This window comes from Nitrospirillum amazonense, assembly GCF_029594735.1.
Taxonomy (GTDB): domain Bacteria; phylum Pseudomonadota; class Alphaproteobacteria; order Azospirillales; family Azospirillaceae; genus Nitrospirillum; species Nitrospirillum amazonense.
In genome coordinates this window covers 1,171,066-1,184,546 of sequence record NZ_JARPAF010000001.1, presented here as the reverse complement: position 1 = coordinate 1,184,546, position 13,481 = coordinate 1,171,066, and the positions used below count along the sequence as shown (strand labels likewise).

At 65.5% G+C, this 13,481-nt stretch carries 8 protein-coding genes; 3 read left to right on the top strand and 5 right to left on the bottom strand.

Features of this window, described 5'->3' with window-relative positions; translation table 11 throughout:
* Positions 1-22: 22 nt before the first annotated feature.
* On the bottom strand, positions 23-1,366 hold the full coding sequence (locus P5F91_RS04750) for a porin (protein ID WP_145612354.1): 1,344 nt from the start codon (positions 1,364-1,366) through the stop codon (positions 23-25).
* A 709-nt stretch (positions 1,367-2,075) separates the two neighbouring features.
* Between P5F91_RS04750 and P5F91_RS04745 the strand changes: the two genes are divergently transcribed.
* Together P5F91_RS04745 and P5F91_RS04740 are read left to right on the top strand one after the other, a co-directional pair.
* On the top strand, positions 2,076-3,455 hold the full coding sequence (locus P5F91_RS04745; protein ID WP_422394444.1) for an ammonium transporter: 1,380 nt from the start codon (positions 2,076-2,078) through the stop codon (positions 3,453-3,455).
* A gap of 152 nt (positions 3,456-3,607) precedes the next feature.
* Complete coding sequence (locus P5F91_RS04740) at positions 3,608-3,946, top strand: P-II family nitrogen regulator (RefSeq protein ID WP_004271938.1); 339 nt, start codon at positions 3,608-3,610, stop codon at positions 3,944-3,946.
* 129 nt (positions 3,947-4,075) lie between these two features.
* On the opposite strand, the gene P5F91_RS04735 is transcribed toward P5F91_RS04740, so the two are convergent.
* Both P5F91_RS04735 and P5F91_RS04730 read right to left on the bottom strand, forming a co-directional pair.
* Complete coding sequence (locus P5F91_RS04735; RefSeq protein WP_277906668.1) at positions 4,076-6,406, bottom strand: S8 family serine peptidase; 2,331 nt, start codon at positions 6,404-6,406, stop codon at positions 4,076-4,078.
* Positions 6,407-6,539: 133 nt separating this feature from the next.
* On the bottom strand, positions 6,540-7,415 hold the full coding sequence (locus P5F91_RS04730; protein WP_277906667.1) for a MipA/OmpV family protein: 876 nt from the start codon (positions 7,413-7,415) through the stop codon (positions 6,540-6,542).
* Between the two features lie 350 nt (positions 7,416-7,765).
* Between P5F91_RS04730 and P5F91_RS04725 the strand changes: the two genes are divergently transcribed.
* The gene (locus tag P5F91_RS04725) at positions 7,766-9,355 is read left to right on the top strand and encodes a S10 family peptidase (protein ID WP_277906666.1); all 1,590 of its coding nucleotides are present in this window, start codon (positions 7,766-7,768) and stop codon (positions 9,353-9,355) included.
* A gap of 141 nt (positions 9,356-9,496) precedes the next feature.
* Here the strand turns inward: P5F91_RS04725 and P5F91_RS04720 are convergent, their stop codons facing one another.
* Together P5F91_RS04720 and P5F91_RS04715 are read right to left on the bottom strand one after the other, a co-directional pair.
* On the bottom strand, positions 9,497-10,006 hold the full coding sequence (locus P5F91_RS04720) for a hypothetical protein (RefSeq protein ID WP_277906665.1): 510 nt from the start codon (positions 10,004-10,006) through the stop codon (positions 9,497-9,499).
* Between the two features lie 134 nt (positions 10,007-10,140).
* Entirely contained in the window at positions 10,141-13,167 is a 3,027-nt protein-coding gene (locus P5F91_RS04715; protein ID WP_277906664.1) for a TonB-dependent receptor domain-containing protein, read from the bottom strand.
* Between the last annotated feature and the right edge of the window lie 314 nt (positions 13,168-13,481).

Sequence of the window (13,481 nt, the reverse complement as noted above, 5' to 3'; positions counted from 1 at the left end):
CGCCCGCGCCCATACTAGCGGATCAACCGCCGAAAGGCAGGATCAAATCAACACCGAACGTGAACTGGTCGTCCTTGGTCAGGTTGTCGTAGGCGGCGTGGTTGGCCTTGTCGTAGCGCACCTCCGGCCGCAGGGTCAGGCCGTCCAGCAGGCCCAGGTCCGCCGGCTTCCAAGTGACGCCCAGGGTAAGCTCGCCATAGCTGGTGCCCACCCCGGGACCGATGGCGCCCTTCTCCAGCGGCTCCCCCTTCTCCAGGAAGACGAAGTCGCGGTTGCCGGGGAAGGCCGCCACGAAGAAGCCGTGGCCATCCCGCCACCATTCGGCGCGCAGGGTGGCCGTCAGTTCCGGCGACAGGGTGTAACTGACGTACTGGGCGATGCCGCCGCCGTCGACGTTGAACAGGTCGTCCTTGATGTAGTTCAGCTCGGTGATCAGCGTCAACTCGTCCGTCGCCTTGAAGGTGGCGGTGATGTCGCTGATCCAGCGGTTCTCGTGGTTGGCGTCGGCATAGCCCAGCGGCGCCTTCAGGCTGGGGTTTTCCGGGCCCACGTGGGTCAAGGCCAGCACCGTCAGCTTGCCGTCCACCAGGTTGTTCAGGCCGATACCGAAGATGCCGGCTGCGGCGCCGTTGTTATCGCCATCGCTCAGCGTCGTGTTCACGCCGCTGTCGACGCCGCCGTACAGGTCGATGTCCGGCGTCAGGTGCAGGGTGGCCAGGGCGCCGGTGTGCTTCAGCGGCAGGCCGAAGTTGAAGATGTAGCTGTGGCTGTACAGCAGGTTGGACGGGGCGGCGATCACCTCCGCGCCCAGCGGCGTGGAGAACGCGCCCACCTTCAGGTCCAGGCCGCCGGCGCCGGGGCTGGGGAAGTGCAGCAGGACGTTGGCTTCCACCAGGTCGAACTGGGTGCGTTCCTTGATGCCGGTGTCCAGGATGCCCAGGAAATGGGTATAGCGGGCGTCGGTACCGTAGAAGCCCTGCACCTTGAAGCCCCAGTCGAAGCCTTCGGCCTTGGGGTCCAGGTCCTTGGAGACGGTGCCCGACAGCTGGTTCAGGACCAGTTGGTTGGTCTTGTCCGTGAACAGGTGGCCATAGTTGGTGCCGCCGGTGGGGCCGTTGCTATTGAAGGTAGCGCCGGCCTCGACATAGGCGGACCACTTGATGCCCGGCGGTTCGGTGGGGGCGGCCGCGGCGGGGGCCGCCTCTTGCGCCAGCGCGGGCGTGGCGATGGCGGACAGGCCCACCATCAGGCTGATGGCGGCGGCGGCGGTGGCCGCCAGCAGGACGGTCTTGGTGGTGCGTCCGCGCGGGGCCGGCGCGCGGGTGGCGAGCGGACAGTCGACTTCAATCTCCCGAACTGAGGCCATTGTTTATTCTCCGTGAGGCTTGTTGATTGTTTTATGTAGGCGATGACTGCGTATTGCGTCGCAGCAAGATCGATGCCAACCGCGTCTGGCTGCCTGAAAATGAGGCGGTGTCCCAATCGCGAACACCTGAGGCGCTTGGCCGCAGTCGGGTGGAGGTAGCCACAAAAGGTTGATTTGCCAAGCCTCGGCCTGGCGAGGCTGTTTTTACGCTAAGAAGTTGTAAGAAACCATGTCTGTGGTGAAACTGGTTTCCATAAGTTGTGCCAAGGTAGTGGAATTTGAAAAAATGTGCACGATTTTTAGGCGTGGAACGAAATTCTACGTTTCGCCCGAAACCCGGTGTCGCAACCATTAGGCCCAGCCGCTTGAAACAGCTTCAAAAATAAGCTGAAACCACAAGCTGTGGCAAAGTGAGAAACGCCTTAAATATAGGCAATGGCCCATGGTGCCGGGCGGTCCGCCCGAAAAGCGTGCGGATTTTTTAACCTTTCGGCAACAAATGGGGGTGGCCTGCGGGGGGATGGGGGCCAGCGTTCCCGCCATCCGGGGCCCTTGTTCGCACTGCGGCACGAACTTTGAAAGGAGTGGACGGTTGGCTGATGGCCGGACTGGTTCCCGGGGGCAGACCTGGGGGTGCCGGAACCGGCTTAAACGAACGGGAATGGGGAGCCAGATGAACCGTTTGCTTGGGAACCGTTTACTAGGATTGATGGTAATGGCGCTGGCCGGCATGGCGCCGGAGCTGGCCTTCGCTCAGGACGCCGCGGCACCCGCCGCGGCCGCGGCCGCCGCTGCGGCGCCCGCCGCGCCCACCATCAGTGGGGGCGACACGGCGTGGATGCTGACGTCCACGGCGCTGGTGCTGATGATGACCATTCCCGGCCTGGCGCTGTTCTACGGCGGCATGGTCCGGAAGTTCAACGTGCTGGCCATGGTGATGCAGAGCTTCGCCATTACCTGTCTGGTGACCGTGCTGTGGGCGCTGGTCGAATACAGCCTGGCCTTCTCCGCGGCCAGTGATGCCGCCGACGCCAAGGAATTCATCGGTGGCTTCAGCCGCGTGCTGCTGGCGGGCATGGACCCGACCGGTACCCACGCCCTGGCCCCGACGATCCCGGAGCCGGTGTTCATGATGTACCAGATGACCTTCGCGATCATCACGCCGGCGCTGATCACCGGCGCCTTCGCCGATCGCATGAAGTTCTCGGCCATGCTGATCTTCATCACGCTGTGGTCGCTGGTCGTCTACGCCCCCATCGCCCATACCGTGTGGCATCCCAATGGCTACCTGGCCAAGCTGGGCGTGCTGGACTTCGCCGGCGGCACCGTCGTGCACATCAACGCCGGCATCGCCGGCCTGGTGGCCTGCCTGGTCATCGGCAAGCGCAAGGGTTATCCCAACGCCGACTTCAGCCCGCACAACCTGGTGCTGAGCCTCATCGGCGCCTCGCTGCTGTGGGTGGGCTGGTTCGGCTTCAACGCCGGTTCGGCCCTGACGGCCGGTCCGCGCGCTGGCATGGCCATGACCGTGACCCAGGTGGCTACAGCCGCTGCGGCGCTGGCCTGGGTGTTCGTTGAGTGGGCCGTGAAGGGCAAGCCCTCGGTCCTGGGCATCATCTCGGGCGCCGTGGCCGGTCTGGTGGCCATCACCCCGGCCGCCGGTTTCGTCGACACCGTTGGCGCCTTCGCCATCGGCATCGCCGTCGGTATCATCTGCTTCTTCTCCGCCACCTCGCTGAAGAAGGCCCTGGGCTATGACGACAGCCTGGACGCCTTCGGCGTGCACGGCATCGGCGGCATCGTCGGCGCCATCCTGACCGGCGTGTTCGCCAAGATGGCCGTGGCCAACAGCGAGGGCGCCTTCGCCGCCACGCTGAAGGACGCGCCCGACACGAAGCTGGGCCTGATCGAGGGCAATGCCGCCCAGATCATCATCCAGCTGGAAGGTGTGGCCTTCACCATCGTGTGGTGCGGCGTCATCACCTTTGTCCTGCTGAAGGTGATCGACCTGGTGATCGGCCTGCGCGTCGATGAGGAAGTCGAGCGCGACGGCCTGGACATCGCCCTGCATGGCGAGTCCATCCACTGAGCCTTGGTTGCGTATCCTTGGGAATGGCCGAGCTATCCCTAAGGGACTGAAGTCCAAGCGGATCCGTGGGAACAGAAGTCGGCCGGTGATGTTAGACTGACCCGGCCGACCCGCCCCCGGCGATCACGAATATCCAATCAGGGAGTGGTCTGATGAAGTTCATTATCGCGGTGATCAAACCCTTCAAGCTGGATGAGGTGCGCGACGCCCTGACCGGTCTGGGGGTCCAGGGCCTGACCGTCACCGAAGTCAAGGGCTATGGCCGTCAAAAGGGCCAGACCGAGATTTACCGGGGCGCCGAGTACGCCGTCAGCTTCCTGCCCAAGATGAAGATCGAAGTGGCCGTGCCCGACGATCTGGCCGACAAGGCGGTGGAGGCCATCCAGGCCGCTGCCAACACCGGCAAGATCGGCGACGGCAAGATCTTCGTGCTGGAACTGGCGCAAGCCGTCCGTATCCGTACGGGCGAGACAGACACCGACGCGCTGTAAGGCCGCCGGTCACGGACGCACGGCACCGGCTGGCCCGCCGATCAGACCCCGGGCCAGTGTAGGGAACGGTGCTGTCCGGATAGGTTTAAAAGAAAGGGCGGCGGCCTTGGGGGCGCCGCCCTTTTTCTTTCAACTGGCGGCCAGCAGGGCCAGGGCGAAGGGCTGCGGCCCTTGGGGCACGTTGGCGCCGATCACCTGCACGATCCAGGTGCCGGCCGCCGCCGCCGCCACGGCGATGACCTCGACATTGTTGGCACTGTCCATCGTCTGGCTGTTGGGGGTTTGGCCATTGGGGTCCTGGCCGCCGGGGCCGGCGTTGCCGGTGAGGGTGGAGCCGTCAGGCCCGCGCAGCACCAGGTTCAGGTTGTTCACCAGGCTGGCGCCGGGGTAGTCGCTATAGGCCATCACCACCCGCAAGGGGCTGCCGTCCACCACCACCTGCAGGCTGTGCTGATAAAGGTCGCCCGTGGCGACGCTGCCGCCGTCCAGGAAGGTGGCACGTAAGGGGGCGGCCGGCGCCAGGATAATATCCAGGTGGACGCGGCCGAAGCCCTGGTTGATGTCGGGCACCGGACCATCCGTTCCGCTCAAGGGCACCGCGCCGGCGATGAGCGCGGCCTTCAGCAGGGCGGCGGAGGGCGCCGGATGGCCCGCCTGGGTGCGCAGATATTGACGGATCAGGGCGATGGCCCCGGCAACCAGCGGTGCTGCCGTGCTGGTGCCGCTCTCATACATGTAGAAAGGCGTGGTGGGGGTGTAATAGGGCGTCTGGCCGTTGTAGCTGGTCAGCCGCTGCGACCGGGTCGACAGAATGAAGGTGCCGGGGGCCACCACGTCGGGCTTTATCCGACCGTCCTGGGTGGGCCCCCGGCTGCTGAAGGGGGCCATCTGGTCGGGGCCGCCCGCCACCAGGGCGTCGACCGGGGCGGCCTTGGCACCCCATTTGGCGCCATTGGTGAGGGGGATGTCCTGCCGGTTGTTGGCGCAGGCGCCCACGGTGACGCAGTTCTTGGCCGTGCCGGGCGGGGTGACGCTGCCGGGATCGATGCGGCCGTCGCCGTCATTGTCGGCGCCGTCATTGCCGGCGGAAAAGACGATGCAGAAGTCCGGATTGTTCCAGATGAAGGTGTCGATGTCCGTGCAGTAGGAATTGTAGGCCTGCTTGGTGCCGCCGCCCCAGGAATTGGAATGGATGCGGGCGCCCTTGCCGTAGGCCGCGCTGTACAGCACCTTCAGGTCGCTGGGCAGACCGGCCAGGGAATAGGGCGGTGGCGGCGTTTGCCCCTCGACGGGTTTCCAGTCCAGGAACTGTTCCACCGCCTGCATGACCACCTGCGCCTTATAGGCCAGGCCGCGCACCGGGCCGGCCAGGTTGGGCAACTCGGCGCTGGCGGTGCCGTCCCCCAACAGGGCCCCAGCGGTATGGGTGCCGTGGCCGCGGTTGACGTCGGCGGGTCCGTCGTCGGCGCCCGGGTTGTTGATGCGCGAGGCGTAACTGGGGCTGATGGGATAGCTTTCCAGGGCCAGGACACGCCCGGCGAAGTCCGGGTGGATGGTGGCGGGATCGCCTGAGTCCAGGCCGGTGTCGCACATCGCCACCACCTCGCCGGCACCGGTCAGTCCCAGGCCCATGGCATCAGCCAGCACGTTGGCGGAGCCGATGATGCGGGTGGCCTGGTCGGTGGACGGCATGGGCAGCACATGGCGGCCGATGCGCTTCACCCCATGCACCCGGGCCAGGGCCAGCAGCTTGTCGCGCAGGCTGCCTTCGCCCGGCGCCGTCGTTTCCACCACCAGCAAGGAACTGCCCGGCGCTTCCTCCAGGATGGTGAAGCCGGCGGCGGCGACATCGGCCTGATGATGCCGAGCCTGGGCGGCATCGAAAAACTCTACCGTATAGGCGTCCGGCAGGGCGTGGCCGTGCTGCGCGCCCGGCACCGGCGGCGCCGCCAGGACGTCGATGTCATGGATCAGGCGGGCGGAATAGGGCAGGTGACCCACCCATCGGACGATGCCCAACTGGCTCAGCACGCCCGCCTCGTCGGCGGTGGCGCGAACGATGATGGCGAAGTGCTGATAGGGCTCCACCACCTCCGCCCCCGTTGCCGCCACGGCGGTCAGCCACCCATCCTGGATGGGGCCGACGAACTGGACGATGTAATGGTGGGCACCCGGCGGCAAGGGGGCCTGGTCCTCATAGGCCGGGTGGGCCTCATGGCCGCCGTCGGCGGCCACGCGAGGAATGCCGGTGTCGATGGGGGCAGCACCGGTGTTGGCCATGGTCAGTGTGTATAGGTCGCTGATCTCCTCCGTCAGGCCGGTGGCCAGCACCGCGGCGGCGGCGTCATCCGCGTCCACCTCGACGATGCGGAAGGCGGGATAGTCCCGCACCAGGCGGACGCCGGGCAGAGCCGCCAGGGCCTGCGCCGACGCATCGAAAACCTTGATCACGCGCGGCATGGTGCGGTTCCCCCAAAGGCCCTGGCGGAGCCGGCCTCCGCCAACTTCCGCCAGGGCTGTATTTCCTGTGGCGCCACCATCTTAGGGTGGTTGGGCGCGCGCCGCCAACCGCATTGGCGTGAATATTATGCGGTCAGAACCGGTAGGCGACGCTCAGGTTCAGGGTCAGCTGCGAATGGGCGCGGGTGATGGGGCTGTCGGCGGCGTCGCCCAGCAGCCTCTGGTAGGCGCCGTCCGCCGTCATGAACCAGTGTTCCGTCCAGAACCATACGGCGCTGGAGCCGAAGCCGGCGCTGCTGAAACCGCTGCCCGGCGTGAATTGGCGGTACCCGCTGCGGATGGATTGGTTGGGGTTGATGCCGAAATAGCGCCGCATGTAGGAGGAGTTGGCGTAGGTCGCGGTCGGGCCGACGAAGACGAAGAAGCGCTCCGACCCTGCGACGGGCAGATAGGCGCTGACGTCCCCCACCCAGCCGTTGTTGCCGCCGAAGCCGCGCCGCACGGCGGTGCGCAGCACGACGGGGAAGATGGTGTACTCCGCGAACACCTTGGCCTCCGGCGCGGGAGAGATGTCACCCAGGCCGTGCAGTTGGGAACTGTCGTCCTGGTCGCGGCCGACATCGAAGCCCAGGGCGACGCCGGCGCGGAAGTTCTCTCCGCGCAGCAGATTAACGCCCAGGCCCTCACCCATGGAGAAGAAGGCGATATCCTTGTAGCGCACATCCAGGTTGATGCCCGGCTGCACATGGTATTCGGACGAGCCGACGTAGCGCGGCTGCAACGATGTCGCGGCCCCGACGCTGACATCCCAGGTGGGCAGCGGATTCTCGAACTTCGACCGCAGCAGCACGCCGGCCGAATATTGCCATTCGCTGAGGGGGGAGGGTGTCTGCGCCTGGGCCTTGCCGGGCATCAGGCAGAACAGGCAGAGCGCCAGGCCGAGCATCAGGCTGATCAGCGCGGGGCGACGGATGGTCCGCCGCGGGGACGGGGGGCCGGAAACGTCCATGATTTGTTTTTGCCTCCTGAGGAGAGGATAGGCTTCCGGGGCCGAAGAAAAACGTGTGATGTGAGAACACCCAAGGATTTCAAAGGTTCCCGTGCCATGGGGATAGTTCATGGATGGCACGGTGCCTGGTTGGTGCGACTTTTTCGATTCAGCCAGACGGCGACCTTGCCTCAGCAATCGGGCCATCCGCTTCGACCGGCTGGCCGCAGGCTGGCACGGCGCCAGCTATGCCCCCGCTTAAAACTTTTATCCGGGCGTCCTATTTCGAATGCTTTTGTTACGCTGTGCCTGCTAGGCCGTTTCGACAGGGGCGGCCCGGCGTAGAGCGTTGAAAAAGAATGGGGGTTCCAGTGAAGAACAGGCGTTGGGCACTGCTGGTGGCGGCCGTGTTGGCCGTGACGCTGCCGGCGGTCATGGCTCCTGCCGTGATGGGCGTCGCGCAGGAGAAAAAAGACGACAAGCAGGATCATAAGGAAGGCGTGCCGAAGGCCGGCCCGGACGCATCAAAAGCGGACGCGCCCAAGCGCGTCACCGTCGACCGCTCCGGCACCTTCAATGGCAAGCGCGTCGACTACACCGTTTCGGCGGGGGAGACCTATCTGCGTGATGAGAAGGGCGAACCCGTCGCCAGCATCTTCTCCGTCGCCTACACCAAGAAGGGCGCCAATTCCGCCACGCGGCCGGTGACCTTCCTCTATAACGGCGGTCCCGGCTCGGCCAGCCTGTGGCTGCACATGGGCGTCTTTGGCCCCAAGCGCGTGCAGATCCCGGCGGACGCCGAAAACCCCGGCCCGCCGCCCTTCCCGCTGGTGGACAACGCCTATTCCATCCTGGACGTGACCGACCTGGTGTTCATCGACCCGGTCGCCACCGGCTACAGCCACGCCATCGGTAAGGGGGAGGAGAAGGACTTCCTGGGCGTGAAGGAGGATGCGAAGTCGGTCGCGCAGTTCGTACGTGTCTGGCTGGGCGACAACAAGCGCTGGAACAGCCCCAAGTTCCTGGGCGGCGAAAGCTATGGCGGCATCCGCACCGGCGCCATGCTGCCGGAACTGAGCGGCACCACCTCCACCGTGTCCCTGAACGGCATCATCCTGATCTCTCCGGCCATGGACTACACCTCGCTGACCTTCGCGCGGGGCAACCTGGTACCCTACTGGTCCTTCCTGCCCAGCTATGCCGCCACGGCCTGGTACCACAAGAAGGTGGCCGACACCTCCATGGGCTTCGACAAGTTCCTGGCCGACGCCCGCCAATTCGCGGCGACGGAGTACGCCTCCGCCCTCATCCTGGGCAACCGGCTGCCGCCGGAACAGCACAAGGCGGTGGTGGCCAAGCTGGCCCATTTCACAGGATTGTCCCCCGCCTTCATCGAGCAGTCGCACCTGAAGATCCAGGACCACCGCTTCATGAAGGAACTGCTGCGCGATCAGGGCAAGAGCATCGGCCGCATCGACGGCCGTTACCTGGGCGAAGACTACGACAGCTCAGGCGACCGGCCGGACAACGACCCCTCGCTGAATGGCATGAGCGGGGCGTTCAGCGCCGTGGTGAACACCTATTTCCGCAACGACCTGGGCCTGGACATGGGCGGGCGGGAGTACAAGGTGCTGGGCTCCCTCTATCGCCGCTGGAACTACGCCCAGGTGGACGGCGGCGGCAGCGAGCCCTACCGCGGCACCGACGTCGGCCCCTTCGTGGGCGACGCCATGCGCCAGAACAAGGGCATGCGGGCGTTCGTCGCCATGGGCTATTACGACCTGGCGACGCCGTTCTTCCATACCGAGAACAGCTTCAACGACGCGGGCGTGCCCACCAACCGGGTGTCGTTCAACTACTACCCCGGCGGCCACATGATGTACGTGCAGCCCCAGGCCATCGAAAAGCTGACCCAGGACATCCGCAAGTTCATCGTCGCCGGCAGCCCGGCGCAGAACTGACCGCTGAACAAGACCCAAGGGGGCTTGAGCCCCCTTGGTGGCCGGCGACCGCCGGCCCCGGAGTGAGTACCGAAGGACGGAACGAGGAAGCCAAGTCAGCGGATGCTGACGCCGGCGCTTGAGGAACAATGAAAACGGGCATCAGCGGTCGCGCACAACGCTCAGGCTGTAGGACATGTACCCCACCTGCAGCTGATAGCCCATGCCCAGCATGGAACGGGACACGGTGGCGACCTCCCCGCCTTTCAGACGGATGCGGGCGTTTTCCTGGGAACGCCAGACCTGGCCATTCTCCAGGGTGAAGATGGGCCGGCCGGCGGGGTCGGGGCGCATGGAGACGATGCGGGACTGGATGTTGTCCAGTTCCGCCGCCACGGGGGGCGGGGGCGGCTCATGCTTGCCGAACGTGGCCTCGGTCTGGTCGGCCTTGACGCCAGGCGGGCTGCCGAAGGTGGCCTCCACCGCCTTCTTCATCTCCGCTTCCAAGCCGTCGCTGCTCCTGTCGAAGCAGGCCAGGCGCTGGTCCCGGTCGGGGATCTTCTTGCAGGCCACCACCTCGCCGGCGGCGCTGGGGGCGGTCGCCGCCTGGGCCGGTGCGGCCAGGGCCAGGAGGGTCGCCGCGAGGGGGGCGGCAATGTGGGCGTGCTTCATCCATCTCTCCCAAAACCCCGGCGGCCACGGTCGCACGGGGGCTGAACGCGAAAGGGGCCGGACCGGTTTCCCGGTCGCGGCCCCGACTTCTCGCAGGATGGGGGCCCGGCGTCGCCGCCCGGCCCCCGCACTCATCAGAACTTCACCGTCGTGCCGACGAAGAAGGTACGGCCGACGATGTCGTACGAGCCGCCGCCACCCGTGGTGACCGGGAACGTGGCATACGAACCGCCCTGGTACGAGCCCTGGTACAGGAACGGCACGGCCGGGGGCATCTTGTCCGCCAGGTTGTTGATACCGCCGAACACCGTGATGTTCTTCCAGCGGTACCGCGCGGAGACGTCGTGGTACCAGTAGGTCGGGATCTTGTTGAAATCAGCGATCTCAGCAGTGGAGTTCGGGAAGGTCTCGGACTCGCCGATGAAGCGGCTGGACCAGGTGACCGACAGGTTGTTCCAATCCCAGGTGCCGGTGAAGCGGCCCTTCAGGTGCGGATAACCGACGGTGCCGGCGCGGTACAGCTTGTTCTCGGCGTGGGCCGGGTCTTGGATGATGATGCTTTCCGGAACCCAGGTACCGGTGAAGCCCAGGTTCAGGCCGCCCATGTTCTGCAGGCCCACCTTATCCAGCTCGAAGGCATAGTCGACCTGGAAGTCCAGACCGCGCACCACTTCCTTACCGATGTTGACGGTGTTGCCATAGATGGTGGCGATGGAACCGTCCGCACGGCGGGTGATCAGGCCGCACTGCGAGGCGGCGCTCAGATCATAGCAGTTGGTCAGGATGGAGTTGGAGGTCAGCGCCGCCTGGCCCTGGGTGATCTTCACCAGCCAATAGTCGGCGGTGACGTTCAGGCCCGGGACGAAGGTCGGCGTGAACACGGCGCCGGCCGTCAGGGTGCGGCCGATTTCCGGCTTCAGGTTGATGTTGCCGCCCGTACGGGTGGACGGGTTGCCGAAGTCGCTGGACTTGTAGCCCGCCGGCACCACCTTGGCGCAGTTGGCGGCGCGGGTGGCGTTGGCGTTGATGTTTTCGACCGAGCAGGGATCGCTGACGCCCAGGAAGTTGTCGCCAGCCGGGGTGAACAGGTCGTCGATGTTGGGCGCGCGCACCGCGCGGGCGATGCCGCCGCGCAGCTTCACATCGTCATTGACGGCCCAGCCGGCCTGGACGTTCCAGGTGCTGGCGGGACCGGCCAGCGAGTAGTCGGAGTAACGATAGGCCAGGTCCAGATCCACGGCCTTGGCGAACGGCAGGTCGCGCAGGACGGGGACGCTCAACTCACCGTACACTTCGGTGGTGTCGTAGCTGCCCGACACGGAACCGTTCTGGTTGCCGTAGATGGTGCCGGAGGGCTGGTTCTGGAGGAAGTCGGTCTTGTCCACCGACTCTTCCTTGCGGTACTCGACGCCGGCCGCGAAGCTGACCGGGGCCATGGTGCCGCTGAACAACGCCGGGAACTTGAATAGATCGCCGTTCAGGTTGAAGGCGGCGTCGTGCTGCTGCAGCGTCGCCATTTCCTTGGTGTAGGTGAAGGCGTAGTTCTTCTGCGCGGCGGTCAGCGGGCCGACCACGAACGGGTTGATGGGAGCGCAACCGTTGGCCTGGGCGGTGGCGTCGCGGCACACGATCTTGCCGCCCACGTTCACGGCGTCCAGCTGCTGGTTGAACAGGCTGACGACCTTGTCGGTGTTCACAAAGCTGGTGCGGTTGCGGCCGTAGTCGTAATAAGCCTCGTAATGCCAGCCGTTGGTGAGGTCGCCGTTCAGGCCGAACACGCCGCGCATCACCTCATACTCGTAGGCGTACTCGCGCGGGCCATACCAGTCTTCATTCAGACGGGTGATGGTGATGTTAGGGATGGAGGGGTTCGCCGCCAGGATCGCCTTCAGATCAGACGGCAGGTAGGCGTTGTCCCGTTGAATGGTCAGGGAGCCGGAGCCCGACAGGCCGTTGGTACCCGTGGCCGGGTTGCCCGTGCCATTGGTCATGGGCGTGGACCGGCTGGTGCCGCGGCTGTCGGAATACTTCAGGTCGGCGAAAAAGTTCACCGTGTCGATGGGGCCCAGGTCCTGCGCCAGGCGGTAGTTGACCAGCGTGTCCGCCACTTCGCGGATGTTGGGCGTGCGCAGCGTCAGGTACTTGGACGTGTTGGCGCCGTCGCCGCCGATGGAGACGGTATCACCGGCGCTGGTGCTGCTCGTCGGCTTATTGATGATGTTGCCGCGGTTAAAGGGCAGCAGTCCCGAACCGTCGGTCTTGAAGGTCAGGGCATACTGGCCGTAACCCGGAATGAAAGTACGGATCACCGGGGCGCCGCTGGCCGCGAACACCGACGATAGGGTGGGGGCGATGGTGATGCGGTCGGGGATGCCGTCGTTGGGGCGCTTGCTGGCCGGGTTGGCCACCAGGGAGTAGTTGTACAGCGCTTCCGGCCGATCACGGCCGTACAGGCCCAGGTCGTGGTTGTAGTCGACTGCCAGGGTGATGTTGCCGCGGCCGCCGTCGAAGTTGTGGCCGACGATGGCGCTGATGTCGGTGGACTGATAGCCGTCCCCATCCGACCAGTTGTACTGGATGGTGGCTTCAGCGCCTTCGTAGTTCTTCTTGGTGATGACGTTGACCACGCCGGCCACGGCGTCGGCGCCGTACACGGCCGACGTACCGCCCGTCACCACTTCGATGCGCTCGATCAGCGCCGGCGGGATGCTGTTCAGGTCGACCAGCGAGGTGCCGCCGGAACCGTTACGGCCGGACAGCGAACCGACATGGCGCTTACCGTCCACCAGGGTCAGGGTGCGGTATTCACCCAGGCCGCGCAGGTTGGCGAAGTTCACGCCGGCGCCGTTGATGAAGCGGGCGTTGGTCGACGGACCCATGTCGTTCTGGGTCTGCGGCAGCTGGCTCAGCACGTCGACGGTCGAGGTCAGACCGGTGGCCTGGATGGCTTCGGAGTTGATGACCTGGACGGGGGTCGGCTGCGTCAGGTTGGGGCGCGCGATGCGCGAACCGGTGACGACGATTTCCTCAAGGGAATCATCGGCGGCGGCCTGCTGCTTCTGCTGGGCCTGGGCGGTGGTCGCGGCCAGCGCCATCAGGGCGCCCGCAGCGATGCCATGGCGCCACACCTTACGGCGGGCGGCGACGGAAATCTCCCTCATGCCTCTCCTCAATCTCTCTTCTGTCTTGATCGTTGGCCGGCGCCGACGGCGCCCAGCCAGCCCCGCGCCCATACCGGGGCAGGATTGCGACCAATTTCTTTTGCAGAAGTGTGATCGAGTAAACGGCGGAATTTGTAACAGTCGGTATCAACCGATAAGTGTGCGAATTTTGCCACATTTTTGATAACGGCAGAAATGCCAAGGTATCAAAAATGGAAATGTTATTACCTAAGGCCTATGCCGTGGCGGATCGCCGCATCCAGCGCCTCTGGAAACGAAAACGCGCCGCAACCGGGGACGGCGCGGCGCGAGAC

What these genes read in the sequence shown, in the direction of transcription:
- P5F91_RS04750 (WP_145612354.1), bottom strand. Translation starts at nt 1,366, where the DNA reads ATGGCCTCAGTTCGGGAGATTGAAGTCGACTGTCCGCTCGCCACCCGC.
- P5F91_RS04745 (WP_422394444.1), top strand. Translation starts at nt 2,076, where the DNA reads ATGGTAATGGCGCTGGCCGGCATGGCGCCGGAGCTGGCCTTCGCTCAG.
- P5F91_RS04740 (WP_004271938.1), top strand. Translation starts at nt 3,608, where the DNA reads ATGAAGTTCATTATCGCGGTGATCAAACCCTTCAAGCTGGATGAGGTG.
- P5F91_RS04735 (WP_277906668.1), bottom strand. Translation starts at nt 6,406, where the DNA reads ATGCCGCGCGTGATCAAGGTTTTCGATGCGTCGGCGCAGGCCCTGGCG.
- P5F91_RS04730 (WP_277906667.1), bottom strand. Translation starts at nt 7,415, where the DNA reads ATGGACGTTTCCGGCCCCCCGTCCCCGCGGCGGACCATCCGTCGCCCC.
- P5F91_RS04720 (WP_277906665.1), bottom strand. Translation starts at nt 10,006, where the DNA reads ATGAAGCACGCCCACATTGCCGCCCCCCTCGCGGCGACCCTCCTGGCC.
- P5F91_RS04715 (WP_277906664.1), bottom strand. Translation starts at nt 13,167, where the DNA reads ATGAGGGAGATTTCCGTCGCCGCCCGCCGTAAGGTGTGGCGCCATGGC.